16 protein-coding genes are annotated in these 18,481 nt (G+C 61.6%); 9 read left to right on the forward strand and 7 right to left on the reverse strand.

What is annotated here, in order from left to right:
- Positions 1-396 precede the first annotated feature (396 nt).
- The 3 genes from ACXJKE_RS11140 to ACXJKE_RS11150 form a co-directional block, all read right to left on the reverse strand.
- Positions 397-882, reverse strand: coding sequence for a hypothetical protein (locus tag ACXJKE_RS11140; protein WP_457280637.1), 486 nt, complete (start codon positions 880-882; stop codon positions 397-399).
- Positions 883-1,099: 217 nt separating this feature from the next.
- Entirely contained in the window at positions 1,100-1,786 is a 687-nt protein-coding gene (locus ACXJKE_RS11145) for a hypothetical protein (RefSeq protein ID WP_457280638.1), read from the reverse strand.
- Between the two features lie 34 nt (positions 1,787-1,820).
- Positions 1,821-2,696 carry a CPBP family intramembrane glutamic endopeptidase gene (locus tag ACXJKE_RS11150; RefSeq protein WP_457280639.1) on the reverse strand — a complete coding sequence of 292 codons (876 nt, stop codon included), beginning with the start codon at positions 2,694-2,696 and terminating at the stop codon, positions 1,821-1,823.
- 220 nt (positions 2,697-2,916) lie between these two features.
- Between ACXJKE_RS11150 and ACXJKE_RS11155 the strand changes: the two genes are divergently transcribed.
- The 3 genes from ACXJKE_RS11155 (at position 2,917) to ACXJKE_RS11165 (ending at position 6,634) form a co-directional block, all read left to right on the forward strand.
- A complete protein-coding gene (locus ACXJKE_RS11155; protein WP_457280640.1) occupies positions 2,917-3,381 on the forward strand; it encodes a (2Fe-2S)-binding protein in 465 nt (154 codons plus the stop codon).
- Positions 3,382-3,392: 11 nt separating this feature from the next.
- Entirely contained in the window at positions 3,393-5,543 is a 2,151-nt protein-coding gene (locus tag ACXJKE_RS11160) for a molybdopterin cofactor-binding domain-containing protein (protein WP_457280641.1), read from the forward strand.
- A 62-nt stretch (positions 5,544-5,605) separates the two neighbouring features.
- Positions 5,606-6,634 (forward strand): XdhC family protein, encoded by a 1,029-nt coding sequence (locus tag ACXJKE_RS11165; RefSeq protein WP_457280642.1) that lies wholly within the window; start codon positions 5,606-5,608, stop codon positions 6,632-6,634.
- Between the two features lie 117 nt (positions 6,635-6,751).
- Here the strand turns inward: ACXJKE_RS11165 and ACXJKE_RS11170 are convergent, their stop codons facing one another.
- Positions 6,752-8,956: an O-linked N-acetylglucosamine transferase family protein gene (locus ACXJKE_RS11170; RefSeq protein ID WP_457280643.1), complete on the reverse strand. Its 2,205-nt coding sequence runs from the start codon at positions 8,954-8,956 to the stop codon at positions 6,752-6,754.
- Between the two features lie 44 nt (positions 8,957-9,000).
- Between ACXJKE_RS11170 and ACXJKE_RS11175 the strand changes: the two genes are divergently transcribed.
- On the forward strand, positions 9,001-10,017 hold the full coding sequence (locus ACXJKE_RS11175; RefSeq protein WP_457280644.1) for a glycosyltransferase: 1,017 nt from the start codon (positions 9,001-9,003) through the stop codon (positions 10,015-10,017).
- A 19-nt stretch (positions 10,018-10,036) separates the two neighbouring features.
- Here the strand turns inward: ACXJKE_RS11175 and ACXJKE_RS11180 are convergent, their stop codons facing one another.
- From ACXJKE_RS11180 to ACXJKE_RS11190, 3 genes are all read right to left on the reverse strand, one after another.
- Positions 10,037-11,356, reverse strand: coding sequence for a FecR family protein (locus ACXJKE_RS11180; RefSeq protein WP_457280645.1), 1,320 nt, complete (start codon positions 11,354-11,356; stop codon positions 10,037-10,039).
- A 67-nt stretch (positions 11,357-11,423) separates the two neighbouring features.
- The gene (locus ACXJKE_RS11185; RefSeq protein WP_457280646.1) at positions 11,424-12,839 is read right to left on the reverse strand and encodes a FecR family protein; all 1,416 of its coding nucleotides are present in this window, start codon (positions 12,837-12,839) and stop codon (positions 11,424-11,426) included.
- Positions 12,840-12,878: 39 nt separating this feature from the next.
- Positions 12,879-14,210 carry a surface lipoprotein assembly modifier gene (locus ACXJKE_RS11190; RefSeq protein ID WP_457280647.1) on the reverse strand — a complete coding sequence of 444 codons (1,332 nt, stop codon included), beginning with the start codon at positions 14,208-14,210 and terminating at the stop codon, positions 12,879-12,881.
- Between the two features lie 254 nt (positions 14,211-14,464).
- Between ACXJKE_RS11190 and ACXJKE_RS11195 the strand changes: the two genes are divergently transcribed.
- The 5 genes from ACXJKE_RS11195 (at position 14,465) to soxZ (ending at position 18,463) form a co-directional block, all read left to right on the forward strand.
- Entirely contained in the window at positions 14,465-14,848 is a 384-nt protein-coding gene (locus ACXJKE_RS11195) for an ArsR/SmtB family transcription factor (protein WP_457280648.1), read from the forward strand.
- A gap of 18 nt (positions 14,849-14,866) precedes the next feature.
- Entirely contained in the window at positions 14,867-16,201 is a 1,335-nt protein-coding gene (gene soxC / locus ACXJKE_RS11200; protein WP_457280649.1) for a sulfite dehydrogenase, read from the forward strand.
- Entirely contained in the window at positions 16,188-17,375 is a 1,188-nt protein-coding gene (locus ACXJKE_RS11205) for a c-type cytochrome (protein ID WP_457280650.1), read from the forward strand. Before soxC ends, ACXJKE_RS11205 begins: the two co-directional genes overlap by 14 nt.
- A 149-nt stretch (positions 17,376-17,524) precedes the next feature.
- Positions 17,525-17,992 (forward strand): thiosulfate oxidation carrier protein SoxY, encoded by a 468-nt coding sequence (soxY, locus tag ACXJKE_RS11210; protein ID WP_457280651.1) that lies wholly within the window; start codon positions 17,525-17,527, stop codon positions 17,990-17,992.
- 159 nt (positions 17,993-18,151) lie between these two features.
- On the forward strand, positions 18,152-18,463 hold the full coding sequence (gene soxZ, locus ACXJKE_RS11215; RefSeq protein ID WP_457280652.1) for a thiosulfate oxidation carrier complex protein SoxZ: 312 nt from the start codon (positions 18,152-18,154) through the stop codon (positions 18,461-18,463).
- Positions 18,464-18,481: the final 18 nt, after the last annotated feature.

The following is an 18,481-nucleotide window of genomic DNA, read 5'->3' on the forward strand; positions in this document are numbered from 1 at the left end:
CAGTTGCGACAACACGGCTTTACCCAGGGCCGAGCGCGCCCTGGGATGCGTGATCAGTATGCGAATCCCCAGATCAGTCCTTGCGTGAGGAAAAGCTTTGCCTAGCTCTGCGCTATGCACCCATTCCGAATAGGCATTGAGTTGCGGATGGCGCGTGGTTTGGTCAGGCCGTCTTCCAGTGGCCGGTCAATGACCAGAAGCAGCGTAATGGTGCCTGATTTGTCATCTACCTGAATGCCGTCCAGCTGGTGTATGTCGTTGACTCCCAGGCCAGCCGCAGGCGCGAATTTTGCGCAAAGAAGCAGCAGACTGATGAAAGAAATACGCCAAAGCAGAGATCGCATAAGAGGTTGGTAATTCGCAGTTTTAACTTTGGCGGAGACGTGAAGGGCGTTGCTAGTCCGGTAAGGCAAGCGCCATGCCTTCCATCATGCCTTTCGCTTCTGGTTCCGGGGACTCTGTCCAGACGCGGTTCCCGTTGGTAGCGGTGGGGCGGTTAGCGGCCTCCTGGATAAGAGCACCGACTAAACCAAAAAACTGACCAAAGCCACCACTTGGCTGTGAAAACGTCGCGAGTAGATAGAAAAAACGCCGTTCGTCTGATTGCACGCTGATCTCGGTAACGCGTTCCTGGCCCGCAGGGGTGGCGGCTGTGAGCCGCCGGGCGCCGGGCGCGACGCCGATGGCTGTATAGCTATTCGGTGGCATGGTGGCTACTTTGACGCCATCCACCAGCACGGTCACTGTCTCCATATCTCCGGAAATTCTCACCAGATACAGCAGCGCTTGCCCCGGCATGGGGTCTTGCAACTGTATTTCTTTTGGCTGCGGTGTGGCCGTAGCTGCGGGGGGATTGGCCCAGGCGCAGACGGTCGCAAGCAAAAGTATTCCTGATAGTGCGTGCCGGATCATCTTGGCCTTCAAGTTCGGGTGAATCGAGCCGTAGCGGCTGCTTGGCGTTGCTGATTCTAGAGGGCCGGGCGAACAAAAATGCCTTTGAGGGACCCGGGAGATTTTGACCACGATGGATGACCCGGCGGCGTTGCAGCAGATTCGGGGTCGGGTGGTGAGATAAGGGTTTTTTCAGGGCTACGCATGCTCACTTTGTACCTGCCGCCACGGTGGCCAGCAATAGTTCTGTTGCCTGCTGGATAACCGGGCCTGCCAAGGGTTCGCGTTGCATCACGGACATGGGGCCTTCGCCGAAGTACAAGCCGTCTGACACCAGAAAGCTCAAGCGCACATTGCCCGGCTTGGGCGGACCAAGGCGTGGCTTGTCCCAGGGGCCGATGCGTGAAACGATGCGCTCAGATGCAACGAACAGGCGCTGGACCATGGGAAGGAAGCTATCAATCCCTTCAATGATGACGAGCTTTCCGGATTGATTGACGTAGCGAACTCCACCTTCCGAAAAGGCGGCCAGCACGTCAAGGCCGCCGGCGAGGGGAACTTCGATGATGACGCCGAGAAGGACTTTGGGCGGGACCGCTTTGCCGGCCTGCCTGAGCTTTGAGAAGGCCAGGTATCGTACCCGTCCTTCCTGCGAGGTGTCGCAAGCCAATGTCTGCAGTTGAGGCGCGTCGGCGGGCACCGAGAAGAGTGTGGCCTGCCAAGGTGTTTGCTTCTGCCCCGGGGATGCATTGAAAGCGGCGGCGTCGTCGCAAAACAGCAGGTTGTAGATGGCATTGGCGGCATCGCCGGCATATGGTGTGTACGGAGGATTGGCTGTCGCCGCACTGGCGGGCGCACTGCTCACGCCGACGGAGGCGAGGAATTTTTTAAACATGAATGGGCCTCTATGGTGAAGTTCGATGCTGACACTAAGACAACAAGGTTCTGTCACGAAGCATGAACTGGAGCACGGATGCGCCTACAAAAGCCAGAAAAAAAGCGCCAATCCAGATCGAGAGCGGCAAGTCACTGAAAAAGGCTATGTTGCCGGATTTGTCACTGAAGTTTTGACAGAAGAATGAAATCGTCGAGTTGTACATGCAGTGAAGCGCAATGCATGGCCATAAGGACCTGCTTCGTTCATAAAGCCAGGCAAGGACAGATCCGGCAATCAATCCCACCATGAACTGGTAAATATTCAGATGAGCGGCACCAAATAACGCCGCTGAGGCAAAAATAGCGAACTTCCTGGGATATTGCGCCAGAAAACTGCGCACGATAATGCCGCGAAAAAGCATTTCCTCCAGAACGGGAGCCAGGATGCAAACCGTGATGACAGACATGGGATCGTTCGTCATCATTCTCTGGAACATCATTTCCTGTGATCTTGACAAAGGGAATGCCGAGACCATCACTGCATCCACTGACAACATGGCTAACACCAGTGCAGGAATCAGCATGGCGATAGGAAGCATCAACAGCATGATGGTGACGCTTGCCGAATTTCGGGACGCATGAAACAAGGCCCGGTAGCTCAGCTGCTTGTGATGCAGCACAAGGCTGAACACGCCGGCATAGCCAAGAACTGTTGCGATGCCCCAGACGCCGTTGAGTGCATCTCCGCGCAACCCGAGCATATCGGCTAGCGCCACCAATGCGACGTATTCAAACAGGAATAACGCAAGAACGATCAGCGCAGCCTGGCCCAGGGTTGGGAAGCTTGCGTACTTTTCTGTGGCCCTATTCATGCCGCCAACCTCGGCTGGCTTCCGGTCGCGAAACTGCGGGGCGATGTGGTGCGCCATCCATTTTGTGGTCCTCCCAAACTCTTGTAAGGCATGAGTTATATCAGTTGTCTCATCTTGAGAAAAAGTGTTGAGACTTTGTTTCAGCCAAGGGTTTCTACCCGGATACCTCCCGATGCCCGGTCGTAGCATGAGTCCCGCAAGGCCTTCGGGTAGTAGCTGACTTTTGGGGGCCTGCCCGATCCTGTGATGACAGCGATTCAACAAAAGGGGACCCCACATGACAACAAAACTCAACGTGAACGGCAAGGCCGTTTCCGTCAACGCTGAACCTGACACGCCCCTCTTGTGGGTGATACGCGATGAGCTGGGCATGACCGGCACCAAGTTCGGCTGCGGCGCGGCGCTATGCGGCGCATGCACCGTGCACCTCAACGGCAAGCCGGTGCGGTCGTGTCAGACACCGCTGTCTGCAGCTGCCGGCCAGAAAGTGGCCACGATTGAAAGCCTTTCACGCAACAACACACATCCGCTGCAGGTAGCGTGGATCAAGCATGATGTGCCGCAGTGCGGCTACTGCCAGTCGGGGCAGTTGATGAGCGCGGCGGCCCTGCTCACGAGCAACAAGAACCCGAGCGACGCGGACATTGACGCGGCGATGAGCGGCAACATTTGCCGCTGCGGCACCTACCCGCGCATCAAGGCGGCGATCAAGGATGCTGCTTCCACCCTGCGCAAAGCCTGAGGAGAATGATCATGACTGACAACACACTGGTCTCCCTCGATCGCCCTGATCGTCGTACCTTCCTCAAAGCCTCATCTGCCGTCACGGGCGGGCTGATGATGGGCGTCACGCTGGGCTTGCCGCTGGCAACCCAGGCCGCGGGCACGCTCTACACGCCCAACGCCTGGGTGCACATGGCCGATGACAACACCATCACGCTGTTGTCGGCCCGCTCCGAGATGGGGCAGGGCGTGTACACCTCCATGCCGATGTTGATTGCTGAAGAGCTGAACGTGGATTTGCGCAAGATCAAGGTGGCGATTGCGCCTCCGGGCAAGGTCTACACCAACGCCTTGCTGGGCGCGCAGATTACCGGCGGCTCGACCTCGGTGCGTGACGGCTGGGAAAAGCTGCGCATTGCGGGCGCGCAGGTGCGCATGATGCTGGTGTCGGCGGCGGCTGCCAAATGGAATGTCGATGCCTCGACGCTCAAGGCCGAGAACGGCATGGTGATTGGCCCCAATGGCAAGAAGGCGACCTATGGTTCGCTGGCCGAGGCCGCATCGAAGCTGCCGGTGCCGGAGAAGGTCGCGCTGAAAGACCCGAAAGACTTCACCGTGATCGGCAAACCCACCAAGCGGCTGGACACGCCGATGAAGGTCAACGGCACGGCCGAATTCGGCATTGACGTGAAGCTGCCCGGCATGGTCTACGCCAGCCTGCAGCAATGCCCGGTGATCGGTGGCAAGGTCACCAGCTTTGACGCCGCCAAGGCCAAGGCCATGCCAGGCGTGATCGACGTGGTGCAGATTCCCGATGGCGTGGCCGTGGTGGCCGACAGCTACTGGCATGCCTACAAGGCGCGCCAGGCGCTGACAGTGCAGTGGGACGAAGGCCCGGTCGCGGCCATCAGCAATGCCAGCATGCTGGAGGGCATACGCAAGGCGGCCGACAGCGGCAAGGTGATACCCATCATCGCGCCCAAGGGTGATACGGCGGGCGCCATGAAGGGCGCGGCCAAGACCTTGAAGGCCGAGTACGTTTCGCCGCTGCTGGCACACGCCACGCTGGAGCCGATGAATTTCACGGCCGACTACAAGAACGGCAAGATCCTGCTGATCGGCCCCACGCAATTCCAGCAGGGTGCTGAGGGCAGTGTGGCGGCGGCGCTGGGCATCAAGCCCGAAGACATCACGCTGAAGACGACCTTTCTGGGCGGCGGCTTTGGCCGGCGGCTGGAGCTGGACTTCATCGTGCAGGCGGCGCAAATCTCCAAGGCGGTCGGCAAGCCCGTCAAGCTGCTGTGGAGCCGCGAGGACGACACCACGCACGACTTCTACCGGCCCATGGCGGTGAACCAGCTCTCGGCCGGGCTGGGGGCCGACGGCAAGCCGGTGGCGCTGAATTTCAAGGTGACCTCGCAGTCCATTACGCAGCGCGCCTTTGGCCTGCCCAAGGACACGCTGGACCCTTTCATGGCCGAAGCCGGCGTGATGCCGTATGACATTCCGAACACGCAATACGACCTGGTGATCCACGACAGCGGGCTGCGTGTGGGCTACTGGCGCTCGGTGAGCCACGCGCTCAATGCCTTTGCCAATGAGAGTTTTGTCGACGAAATGGCGCTGGCGGCGGGCAAAGACCCGTATGCCTACCGCATGTCTCTGCTGGAAAAGCAGCCGCGCTTTGCCAATGTGTTGAAGATGGCTGCCGACAAGTCCGGCTGGGGCACACCGCCGCCGGCAGGGCGTAGCCGCGGCATCGCGCTGATGGAGGGGTACGACACCTACATGGCGCAGGTGGCGGAGGTGTCGGTGAAGGACAACCAGATCACGGTGCACAAGGTGACGGTGGTGGCCGACCTGGGCCGCATGGTCAACCCCGACACGGTGCAGGCGCAGATCCAGTCGAGCATCGTGTTTGGCCTGTCAGCCGCGCTGAACAACCAGATCACGTTGGACAAGGGCCGGGTGCAGCAAACCAATTTTGGCGACTACCCGGTGCTGCGCATGCATGAATCGCCGGTGATGGACATCACCCTGGTGCCCAGCACCGAGAAGCCGGGCGGCATTGGCGAGCCGGCCACGGCGCTGGTGGCGCCCGCGGTGGCCAACGCGGTGTTTGCCGCCACCGGCAAGCGGGTGCGCACGCTGCCGCTCAATGACAACCTGGCGAAGGCTTGAGGCCGCAGGGCTTTGAGGCCGGGCCGAGGCAGAAAAAACTGCGGGCTGCTAGCATTTGACGCATGGATAACATTGACCTCGAAGTTCTGAAGACCTCATCGCAGTGGCTGGCCGCAGGCCTGCGCTGCGAACTGGTGACTGTGCTTAAAACCTGGGGCTCCAGCCCGCGGCCTGAAGGCTCCATGCTGGCCATCTGTGAAGACGGCCGGGTGGTGGGTTCGGTGTCGGGCGGCTGTATTGAAGACGACATGATTGACCGGGCCCGCCGCGAGGGCCTCAGCCAGACGCAACCGGCCATCGTCACTTATGGCGTTTCAGCCGACGAGGCGCGCCGCTTTGGCCTGCCTTGCGGCGGCACCATTGAGCTGGCCATAGAACCTTTGTCAAAAGCCAGCCGCATTGACGAGCTGCTGCAGCGCTTGCAGGCCGGTGAGCTGGTGGCGCGCCGCCTTGATTTGCAGACGGGCGCCGTCACGCTGAGCACGGCGCAGCCCAGCCAGGGCATGCAGGTGTCTGAAGCGGCGCTGGTGACCTTGCACGGCCCGCGCTGGCGACTGCTGATCATCGGTGCCGGACAACTCTCCCGCTTTGTGGCGCAAATTGCGCAGGGCATGGACTACGCCGTGACGGTGTGCGACCCACGCGAGGAATACCGTGACAGTTGGCAGGTAGAAGGTGTGGAACTGGCCACCGGCATGCCCGACGACGTGGTGCAGGCCATGAAGCTGGACGCCCGCTGCGCGGTGATTGCGCTGACGCACGACCCCAAGCTGGACGACCTGGCGCTGATGGAGGCGCTGCGCTCCGACGCGTTCTACGTCGGCGCCATCGGCTCCCGGCTGAACAACCAGCGCCGCCGCGAAAGGCTGGCCGAACACTTTGACATGACGGCCGAAGAGCTAGGCAAGCTGCACGGCCCGATCGGCCTTTACATCGGCAGCAAGACGCCGCCCGAGATTGCGATTTCCATCCTGGCGGAGCTGACGGCAGTCAAGAATGGTGTGACGTCGGGACAGATGGCCAATGTCGCCGCTGCCAAGAGCCAGCTTGGTTTGCCGCCGACCGGCGAAGTCTGCGCCATCACGCAGTAGGCACGGCCGCCGCAAGTACGGCCGCAGTTTGGCGGGTCAAGCCGCAAATTCAGAAGAAAAAACGCCTGCAGGCCAATAGGGGTTTGCGCAAGCAGCTATTGTATTGATAGCAACTGATCAGGTGTCGACGGCCTGTGCGGCGCTCACGTCGAATGCCACCGGTGGCAAGCCTGCGCGTGAGCGTTCCGCCATGTGGGCCCAGGCTGCTTCCCGGTCCTTGACGCGCGCAGCCGCATCAAACAGGGGCGGGGGCGGTGTTTTGTTCCGCGCTGCGTGCAGCCTGGCCTTTAGCTGCTGCAACGCTTCTGGGTTGCGGCCTAGCCGCACAGCCTCCGCAACATAAGCCTGCGGGCTTTCCAGAATGCATTCAGGCAGGCCGGCAGCCTGCAGAATGCTTGCGCCCATGCGCGCGGCCATGCTGCTGCCGGGGCGGGTGATCGCAGGAACGCCCTGGCGCAGGGCTTCTTCCAGTCCGGGCGCGGCATTGAGGCGCAACGTGTCCAGGAACAGGTCGGCACAGCCCAGGTGGGCGGGTATCTCGGGCCAGGCGGCAAGGGCTGAAAAGATGAGCCGCTGTGCGCCCACGCCCGCAGCCTGTGCTTCGCGCACGAGGTTGGCTGCGGCCCGGCTGCAAAAAGGCAGCCACAGCACCGCGTCGGGCAGCGACCGCAGGATTTTCATCCAGCCGGCGAAGGTGGCCGCATCCAGCAGGGGCGGCAACAGGCATGAACACAGCACCAGGGTGTCCGCGGGCAACCCGGCTTTTTCGCGGGAAGGGGTCGTGGGCTCGGCATCCATGCCAAAGCTTCCCGGCCAGCAAGTTTGCGGCAGGCGGACGATGGGGCCGGCCTGGTCCTCCACCTGCGGGTGGATGAAGTGATCGGAAAGGGTGTAGTCCCATGCGCCCGGTACATGATGGCTGTAAAGGCCGGGCTCGCGCAGCTGCACGGGCGCGACTCGCATCAAGGCGATTTCCTGCCGCGTCCAGGCCGGGTTCAGGGCCTGTTCAACGTAAATATCAAGCCTGTCCAGCCGGATGCGCCCCACCGCTTCGAGGTCGGTCATGTGCCCCAGTTCATTCACACTGGCCGCATGGCGGCGCAAAACCTCCAGGTGCTCCGGCTGCGGACGTCCTGTGAAGGCGTAGACATGCATGGCAAAGCGGCTGCTGTCGTGCAGTGCGAGTTGCTGCTCGAGCGCCCGCATTTGCCGGGCGTCGGCCAGGCTTTGCACAGCGAGGCCGACGTGGATGCGGCTGTCGCTCTGCAGGCGGCGTGTGCGCGAATCGGGCTTGAACGGCGGGCAGGGTTTGAGCCGGCTTTTCACTGCGTCGAGAGTTTGCCGGCGCATCTGCTGGAGTGCGTCCTCATCCATGGCGAATACCAGACCGTGGAAAGGCGCATCGCCCCAGTCGCGGGGTTTTTGGGCGGCAAGGGATTCAGCCAGGGCTTTCTGCAGGATATCCGTGAGCTTGTGGTGATGCCGCCAATCGCCGATGGCGATATTGCGGAAGGCTTGCCGGATGTGGATTTGCAGCGCGTCGTCGGCCACGTGGTCGGCGGCCTTGCCCTGGATGGTGCCCTCCAGCGCAGCACCTTCGGCGGTTTCCAGTTTCAGCAGGAACTCACCCAGCAGGTTGCGGGTGTTGCCATCGAGGTCTTTCAGGGCCGCGTCGGCTTTTTCGAGCTCACCGGTGAAAGCCAGAAGCGCGAGGTGCCGAAGTTTCAGTTCGACGTGTTCCGGAAATTGCGCCAGGGCAAGCCGGGTAGCCTCCACGGCCTCGGCATAGCGCCGCCCGCCTGAGAGGTATTCGGCGAGGTTGGCGTGGTAAGGCGGGTGGCCGGGCTGAAGATCAAGGCACTTGCGGGCCAGGTGAATGGCCAGGTCCCACTGCGATGAACTCGCCGCCAGGATGGCGACGTTGTTCAGGGAGCGCAGGTGGTCGGGGTTGAGTTCCAGGGCCCGTGCGTAGGCCGCCTGGGCCTTTTCAAGATCGCCGCAACCCTCTGCTGCAATCGCCAGGTTGGCTGCGCCGTCGGCGTCCTGCAGCAGCGATGCTTCAACGCCCAGCAGGGTGCGGTAGGCGGCCTGCGGGCGATCCAGCACGCTGAGCAGGGTGGCACAGGCGGATGCCGAATTGACATTCGTCGGCGAGAGGGCATGCGCCTTTTCAAAAGCCGCAAGCGCCAGCTCGGGCTGGCCGGCGCTGTCCAGCTGGCTGCCTTGCGACATCCAGGCCTCGTGATCCGCCTCACCGATACCGGGGCGGGTTTTATCCATCGCAACTGTGTCGCCGTCGTGCATGCAGGAATTATGTGGCACGGTGGGTTCGGGGATTCAGGCGGGCGCGGAGATAATCGCGGCTAATGACCCAAGGCCTCACTTCCACCGACCCCGGCGCGCTGCACCTGCTAGGCCGGTTCGGCGAGTTGTACACGGGCGCGGAGCGGGAACTGCTGGACCTCGCGCGGCTTCTGGCCGGCAGGCGCGCGGTCAAGCTGTGGTCCGATGTGCCGGTGCACCCGGCGTACGCGCCCGAGGGCATTACCGCCGTGCAGCCCTTTGCGCACCAGTTTCCCAGGGACGGCACGCTGCTGATAGGCGGCGTGCATCTGCAGCCGGGAATCTGGCTGAAATACACGCGGTTTCAACGAATCATTCTTTTCCACAACATTTCACACCAGGGGCAGCTGTTTGCCATTGTCGAAGGCGTGCGGGAATACACCGGCCTCGACCCTGAGATTGTTTTTGTGTCCGACTGGCTGCGCCGCACTGCGGCATTGACCGGGCGCGTCATTCCCAGCCTGCTCGACCTCACGCCTTTTGCAGAGGTTGCCGTTGAACGTTTTGCCCGATGGCCGCATGGTGGAACCCAGCCGCGGCCCTTCACGGTCGGGCGTGCCAGCCGTGATCTGCTGGAAAAGCACAGCCCGCAGGACCTTTCGCTTTACCGCATGCTGGCCAGCTGCGGCATACGGGTTCGCATCATGGGAGGAACCTGCCTGGCGCCGGGTTTGGCCGGAACCGAGGGCATTGAGTTGCTGCCTGCGGGTGCGGAGTCCGTGCCGGATTTTTACCGTTCACTGGATGCGATGTTCTACCGCACCGGAAACTTTTTCGAGGCGTATGGACGGGTGGTGCTGGAGGCCATGGGTGCCGGTTTGCCGGTAGTGGCCCACGTGAACGGTGGCTACGCCGAAGTGATCGAGCAGGGCGTCTCGGGGTTTTTGATCCGCTCGCAGGAGCAGGCTCTCGACGCCCTGATGTCGCTCAATGATTCGGTGGATTTAAGGCTTCAGCTGGGCATGGCAGCGCAAGAGCGGGCCAGCCAGGTGCACGGCCCCGACGCAACGGAGCGCGACCTGGCGTTCTATCTCAAGTGAACGGTGACCGGCCGCCCCATCAGGGCGCGGCAAATGCTGCTGCGCCTGAATAGCGAATGTTTCCGTTGGTGCCGGTGTAAACCATGCCGGCGCGGCTTGCATTCACCCCGGTGAAGAAACCGTCCACGGTGAAAACCGGTCCACCGTTGGAGTAGCTGAACTGCCCGCCTGCAACACTGATATTGGATGCCGCAAAACCGCCAAGTGTCGTGACCACGCCCATGCTCAGCTTGGCCGTGCCGAAGTTGACGCTGAACGTTGCGGATGTCAGGGTTCCGGAGGCCACTGCCGCCTGTACGGACGTGTCGTAACCCGTGACTGGCGTCTGGCCGATCAGGTTGTAGCTGAGGGTGCCCGTTGTGGGCATCACCAGGGTAGGCTGGCCGATGATGTAGTGGAGATCATTGATGTTGGTGGTGCTCGGGTTGCGTGTGCCCGTGGTCCACGAACCCCAACCGATAAAGTCGCCCGCGTCGGTAGAGCCCGCCGAGCCTGCAAAGGCGTTGATGGTGGGGGTGAAATCCTTGCCATTGGCGCTGAGCGCGGTCAGTTTGCCGGTGTCAATGGTTGCGGAAGTGCCCGTGGCAACAGGCGAAATGGTGGAAGGTCCGAAATTGCCCTGCGAGTGGTAGGTTGCGGTTGACTTGAAATTTGTGAACGTGCCTGTGTTGACTGGCTTGACATCGGTCACAACCGCTTTATTGATGATGATGGGCTCTATTGGAGGTTCGGGCGTGGGTATGGGCGGGCGTACATTCGTTCGTTTCGGCGTGTCTGTGTTGTTGACCACCCGGACAGACTCACCTGCCGTCAGCCCGACACATCCCCCCGAATTGCAGACCTCAATCGCATCCAGCTCGGTTGTCACGCTCAGCGAGCCGTCCGGGTTGTACCCTGCATTGAAGCCAGAGCCGCGGATACCGATGGTGGCCGTCGTGGTGGTGACACGATAGTTTTCACGGTTGCGTTTGCCGATCAATCCGGTGATGGCCCGCATGCTGCCGCGCAGCAGGTCTACCAGGAAGCGGTCTTCCTTCGGGTCGGCCTTGTCCACATAGTTGGCGACCTTGAACTCTGTTCCCGGCTGCAGCGAAACGACACCGCCATCGGAGAACTTCACCTGGGCGCGGCCATCGAGGCCGGTGATGATGGCCTGGCCACTTTCGATGTCCTTGCCTTTGACCAGCGCGTCGGTCTTGCCGTCCGTGCGCCGCAAACTGACTTCGCCGGTGGTGAACTGCGCCACGCCCGCGGAAGGCGCTGCCAGGGCCTGCAGTGGGTAAATGGCGGCCAGCGCAATAACCAGGGCGGTGTGTTGGAGCTTGATGTGCGGGGTCATGGTGGTTCTCCGGGTATTCAATTAATGCTGACTGGGCGGCGCGCGGCGTTAAAAGGGGTGGCCTTGGTCACTGGGGTGGTCTCAGGACCAGGGTGGTCTGCTGGAAAACGGCCGCACCGGAAACCTGGCCCGCGTTGGGGCCCGCGCCGGTAACCGACGAGGCGCTATAAACCAATGCGGCGCGGCTGGCCTCGTTGCCGGTGAAGAAGCCAGTGACATTCGCTCCTGAGGAGTTCGTGATCTTGGCGTTGTTGATGTCGATGCTGCTGCTGACGCCATAGTCATTTCCGCCAAAGCGCGTGGTGAGGTCCACGCTGCCATAGCCTTGTCCGACGCCGAAATTGGCGACCAGCGAACCGCTGACAAGCTGACCCGCACCCAGCAGGCTGGAGAACGCAGTGCCGCCGGCGAACTGGTAGGTGCCCTGCATGTTGTCGGCCGGCATCTGGGCCGTCGGCGTGGGCCGGCCCATCACAAAGTGAACGGATTCAATCGCGCTGGGCGAGCCCCCCACGAACTTTTGCCCCGTCACCCAGCTGCCCCAGCCGACGAAGTCGGGATCGGACGGAGCACCCAGCGCGCCTTTTTCCATCGTGGTGAGGCCGGGCGTGCTGCGGAACTGGGTCAGGACGTTGCGGCTGTCGAGGCTGTCGACATCGATGGGTTTGCCGCTGAGGAAGCTGGTCAGCACAGCGGTGCCGGCCTCGGGGTAGTAGCTTTCGACCACCGGGTTGGCCGCGCTGTCGGTGAACGCAATCGCGGCGGCCAGGTCGGTGAACACCTGTTTGACGGGTGTGGTGGGGACAATGGCGGGCTTGCCGTCGGACGTGGTCTGGTTGCCCGCAACGACCACCTCCTGGACGGGCGGCGGCGTCGGCACGTTGGCCCGCGTATTGGTGCGAACTGGCGCCTCGGAGCTGGTAATGACCCGCACCGACTCGCCGGCCGTCAGGCCGACGCAGCCACCGGCGTTGCAGACCTCGATGGCGTCCAGTTCCGTCGTGATGCCCAGTGATCCGTCCGGGTTGTAGCCCACGCTGAAGCCGGAACCGCGTATGCCTATGGTGGCCGTGGTGGTCGTGACCTTGTAGTTCTCGCGGTTGCGCTTGCCGATCAGGCCGGTGATGGCCCGCATGCTGCCGCGCAACAGGTCGACCAGGAAACGGTCCTGCTTTGGGTCAGCCTCGTTGACATAGTTGGCGATTTTGAACTCGGTATTGGGCTGCAGTGACACCAGGCCGCCATCCGAAAACCGGACCTGGGCGCGGCCCGCGGCACTCGTCAGTATGGATTCGCCGCTTTCCAGCGGTTTACCCTTGGCCAGTGCCTCGGTTTTGCCGTTCGCGCGCAGCACGTTGACGTCGCCGGCGATGAACTGGGCCACGCCGGCTGATTCGGCGGCGAACGATTGCACGGGGAAGGCCACCGCAATCACGACCGACAGCACGGCGTGTTTGAGAGAGCGTTCCCGGATGGTTTTCATGGGGTGTCTGGCGGGGCGTGTTCAGTCGGCACGGCAGGTTTAGAAGTCGCGGCGCACGGTCACGGAGAAAAGGCTGCGGTTGTAGTCGGAAATGGCAATGTTCGACTTGACGGAGGTCAGTGACAACTGCGGCGTCACGCGCCAGAGTTTGGCGGGCACCCAGTTGAGGCCAAGGTTCAGGTTGAGCTGCCTGTCGCTGCGGGTGACCAGGAACAGCGGATCGGTGCCGCCGTATTTGCGGTCTTCATAACTGATATTGCCAAAAAAGGCGAGGTCGTCCCTGATGGATTTCTGTGTACCCAACCGGATGCCGAACAGGTGGTGGCCCATGTGCGGAACGCCGCTGGCTTTTTCCTTCTCGGCACCCACATAAATGCCCCCGAAAACCAGCAAACCGTCGCGGAATGCATGGGCGTAGGACGTACCCAGCACGGTTCGGTCCGCATCACGAAGCGATTGACCCGGATAGCTCAACTCGCCCCATTGCAGGTAAGTGCTCCACTGGCGGAAGCCGTCGATGCGGTAGGTCCATTCGCCGACCAGGCCTTGCTGGTCGCGCGCGCGGGATCCGGCGACGGTATAGCTGCCGGCCTGCACGACACCGGTGAATTCGTGCTTTTCGTAGCGGTAGCTGGCACCGGCGTTGACATCAACCTGGCCGGTGTTGAAGTCGTTGTACTTGGCATTGATGCGCGAATTCCCGCTTGCGTTCGCGATCAACGACCAGCGCGGGTCGACGACGTAACGGGCTGACAGCCCGCCGCCCAGGGTCATGAAGGCATCTTTGGTCTCAACACCCGAAGCATTGAGGGTGAAAATTGCGCCGCCAAAAAGCGGAACCGCGACATTGGGATTGCCGGGGCCGCTGTTGACATTGGTGTCGTAGCCAACGCTGGCTTCCAGGTACGGTTTGACAGACGAACGGGCAGCTTCTTCCGTACGGTCGATGGCCTGCAGGAATTGGTCGATGGTGGCGGCGGCCTCCGCCGGGATGTTGTCTTGTTTGGCTTCCATTAACACCTTGCGTGAGCCGGCGTTGTCCCCGACGGCAAAAAGTGCCCGTCCAAGCTCCGCGCGCGCACGGGAGTTGGCCGGCTGCACCGCCAGCACGCGTTCGAGCGCGAATATGGCGCGGGTGAATTGCCCTGTGTCGTTGGCGGCGATACCCAGCACCGTGTCGAAGTCGGGGTCGCCTGCGCGTGCGGTTTCCTGGGGCTCAAGCAGATCGAAGGCTTTTTGTGCCTGGCTCTGGTCGAGCAGCGTACGCGCCTGACTGACCAGTGCATCGACTTCCGCATGCGCTGCAGCGGCCATCATGACGGCGAGAAGGATGCCGGTACTTTTGAAGATGAAGGTTTTTTTTGAAGACATAAGTATTGGGTTTTACCGGTCCCGGGTAACAACTCGTAAGTAACAAAAGTTTTATATCACGACGAGGGGTCTTTCAACGCTTTTTTACACCCCAGCCACCCCGCTCAAGTGCATGGAGGCAACACCTTTTGAGCGTTTGGCGGGTTGGTTGGTGATATTTACGTGTTCGCCTTGCGTGCCTAGGGTATTTACGGGTTTTTTGAGGCGGCTTCAGGCTTAATATCAGCAATTACTTATATTAAGAATAAATCGCTATGAACGAGATGATCCAAACCAGTGCGCAAGTCGAGAGGGGCCGTGTGTTTGAACTGGCGGCCGAGTTGTTCGCCGTGCTCGCAACGCCGATGCGCCTTCGCGTCTTGAGCGCCCTGTGCGAGCGTGAAAAGTCCGTGAACGAGTTGCTGGCGGAGATCGACACCACCCAGCCCAATCTTTCCCAGCACCTGGCCGTGCTGTACCGCACCGGTGTACTGGCCAAGCGCAAGGAAGGCACCCAGGTGATTTACCGCGTTCAGAGCGAAAAAGCCGTGGCGCTGTGCCGCAGCGTCTGCACCCAGATCGCCATTGAGCTGGATGAGCCGGGCGGATTGTCGCCGGCCGAAAGCTTGTCGCCGCGATCCGCCTCCCACGACGCCTGAACCGAAAGAACGCCTTTTATGCTGAGCCGTTTCATACAGCGCGCACCGGAGAATTTCCTCTCAGGAGCGCAAATAGCGGACGTGCGCGCCGGGCGCCGCGGTTTTCTGGCCGGGGCGTTTGCGGCTGCGTCAGCCGGGGTGGCGGCGGTGGGCCAGGCACGGGCAGCGACTCCGGAAGGCGATACCAATATCCTGAACCTTCCCGCCCACAGCAAGGGACTGGGCCAGCCCGTGGCGGCCCGTGGTTACGGCCTGCCCAGCGAATGGGAAAAAAACCTGCAGCGCCGCGAAAGCCCGGGCCTTACCCGCATCGGCCAGGCCAGCGTGAGCTTTTGCCCTTTGCAGGGTCTCTTCGGCATCATCACGCCCAGCGGCCTGCACTTTGAGCGCCACCACCAGGGCTGGTGGGACATCCACCCTTCGAAACACCGGCTGATGGTGAACGGCTCCGATGACGCCATGCTCAAACGCCCCATGGTCTTCAGCATGGATGAGCTGATGCGCCTGCCGAACGTCAGCCGCATGCACTTCATCGAATGCGGCGCCAACACCGGCATGGAGTGGGGCAACTCGGCGGTGCCAACAGTGCAGTACACCCACGGCATGCTGAGCTGCAGCGAATTCACCGGCGTGCCCTTGCGCACCCTGCTGGAGCTGTGCGGCGCCGACCTCAAGCGCGCCAAATTCATCCTGGCCGAGGGGGCCGACGGCTCGGGCATGACCCGCACCATCCCCATGAGTCTGGTGATGAGCGGCGAAGTGCTGGTGGCCTATGGGCAGAACGGTGAAATGCTGCGTCCTGAGAACGGCTATCCGTTGCGGCTCATCGTGCCGGGCGTGCAGGGCGTGAGCTGGATCAAATACCTGCGGCGCATCGAGGTGGGCGACATGCCTTATGGCGCCAAGGATGAGACGATCCATTACGTGGACCTGCAGCCCAGCGGCCTGCACCGGCAATACACCAGCATCCAGGAAGTCAAAAGCGTGGTGACCTCGCCCAGCGGCGGGCAGGTGCTGCTGCAAAAGGGCTTTCATAACGTCACGGGCCTGGCATGGAGCGGCCGGGGCAAGATCAAACGTGTGGACGTTTCCGTGGACGGTGGGCGCAACTGGGCGCCGGCGCGTCTGGAAGGGCCGGTGCTGGCCAAATGCCTGACGCGTTTTAATGCCGATTTTGTATGGGACGGAAAACCCGCCATTTTCCAGAGCCGCGCTGTTGACGAGACCGGCCAGATCCAGCCGACGTACAACGAACTGCGCAAAGTGCGAGCGTCCCGCAGCATTTATCACAACAACGCCATCCAGTCGTGGTCGCTGGAAGAAAACGGCGAGGTGAAAAATGTCCAGATCTAAGGCTTTGTCCGTTTCTCATGGCGTTCGCGTTGCGATGGGCTCACTGCTGCTGGCGGGTGTCACCCAATGGGCTGCGGCTGCTGACAAACCGGCGGTTCTCTCCGGCATCGGGCGCACGGCGACACCAGCGGAAGTCAAGGCCTGGGACATCGATGTGCGGCCCGACTTCAAGGGCCTGCCCAAAGGGCAGGGCTCCGTGCGGCAAGGCGAAGTGATCTGGGAGGCGCAATGCGCGTCCTGCCACGGCAGTTTTGCCGAGTCGTCCGAAGTGTTCACGCCGATTGCCGGCGGCATCACGGCCGACGACATCAAGAATGGCCGTGTGGACGGCTTGATGCCTGGCTCCAACCAGCCGAACCGCACCACGTTGATGAAAGTCTCCACGCTGTCGACGCTCTGGGACTACATTAACCGCGCCATGCCCTGGAACGCCCCGAAAACATTGACGGCCGACGAGGTTTATGCCGTCACTGCCTACATCCTGAACCTGGGCAATATCCTGCCCGACAACTTCACCTTGTCGGACGCGAACATCCGCGACGTACAGGCCCGTTTGCCGAACCGCAACGGCATGACGACGTCGCACGCGATGTGGCCGGGCAAGGAGCTGGGCGGCACGGCGCGCCCCGATGTCCAGGGCTCGGCCTGCATGAAAAATTGCGCCGGCGAGGTGGTGGTCAAAAGCTTTTTGCCGGACTACGCGCGCAACGCCCATGGCAACCTGGCCGAGCAGTCGCGGATGGTGGGCGCCAGCCGGGGTGTGGACACCACCCGGCCCCCCATGGCCGGAATATTTGAATCAAATACGGCCCTAAACCAGGCAGGACGAGCGCAAGCAGCTCCTGAAAAGATAGCAAACTCCACGCCGGTTGTTGCCGTGCAGCCGCCAGCTGTCGTTAAAACCGCCGCGCCCGGCGTTGCGTCCGTCATGCCGTTGCTGCAAAAAAATACCTGCACCGCCTGCCATGGCATGGACAGCAAGCTGGTCGGGCCATCCTTCAAGGATATAGCCAACAAATATAAAGACCGCGCCGATGCGGCGGCTTACCTCTCGGGCAAAATCAAGGCCGGAGGGCAGGGGGTCTGGGGCGCAATCCCCATGCCGCCGCAGGCACTGAGTGCGGCGGAGTCGACGCAGATTTCCCAATGGCTGGCTCAGGGCGCGTCAAAATGAGGCGCATGGAAATTGACGATGTCGAGACAGCCGGCTTCAATTTTTTTGACAGCATGCTCGGGATAAGTACCGTTCCGCGGCTTGACGTTTTTGTGTCCAATCATTGTTAGTTTTTCAGACATTCAAGTTATATAAAAAAGGAGTTCACCATGGAACGTCGTGATTTTCTGGCCAGCAGTTCTGGCGCCACTGCGCTGGTGCTGGTAGCGGCCACCGGGCTGAACCCGGCCCACGCGCAAAACGCGCCAGGCTGGAACAAGGCCGCTTTTGACAGCAAGTCCCTGGCCGATGCCGCCAAGGCCATGGGCGCGACCAGCGCTCCGGTTGAAAGCAAGGACCTGCTGCTGCAGGCGCCTGAAATTGCCGAGAACGGCAATGTGGTGCGTGTCGGCGCGCAAAGCAACATTGCCAACACCACCCAAATTGCGCTCGTTGTCGAAAAGAACCCCAGCGCGCTGGCTGCCATGTTTGAGATTCCCGCCGGCACCGACGCCAACGTCTCGACCAACATCAAGATGGGCCAGTCCTCCAATGTTTACGCGCTGGCGAAGGCCGGTGACAAGTACTTTTATGCAGTGAAGGAAGTGAAGGTCACTTTGGGCGGTTGCGGCGGTTAACCGGCTACTGCGCGGCTGTGATCCGTCGTTGCGGGGCCCGTCCGGAAATCCTCACGGCCCTCAAGGTCGCTCCGGTTTCCAGCCACCCGCGCCTAGGCTGACAGCCGCTCGCTACGCCGGCAACGTTGCTAAGAGAATTTAAGGATTGAAGGAGAAAAAATGTCAGAACCGATGCGAATCCGGGCGCAGGCCCAAGGCGATAAAACCACCGTGCGCGTGCTGGTGAGCCACGAAATGGAAAGCGGCCAGCGCAAGGACGCGGCCGGCAAGACCGTCCCGGCCTGGTTTATCCAGAACATCAGCGCCACCTGGAACGGCAAGACCGTGATGAGCGCGCAGTGGGGCACGGCCGTGTCCAAGAACCCTTTTGTGCAATTCAGCTTCAAGGGCGGCAAGGCCGGCGACAAGATCGCGGTCAGCTGGGTCGACAACCACGGCGACAAGCGCACCGACGAAGCCGTCATTGCCTGAATCCCGGCCGTTTTCCCG

It is taken from the genome of Polaromonas sp. P5_D5, assembly GCF_054049435.1.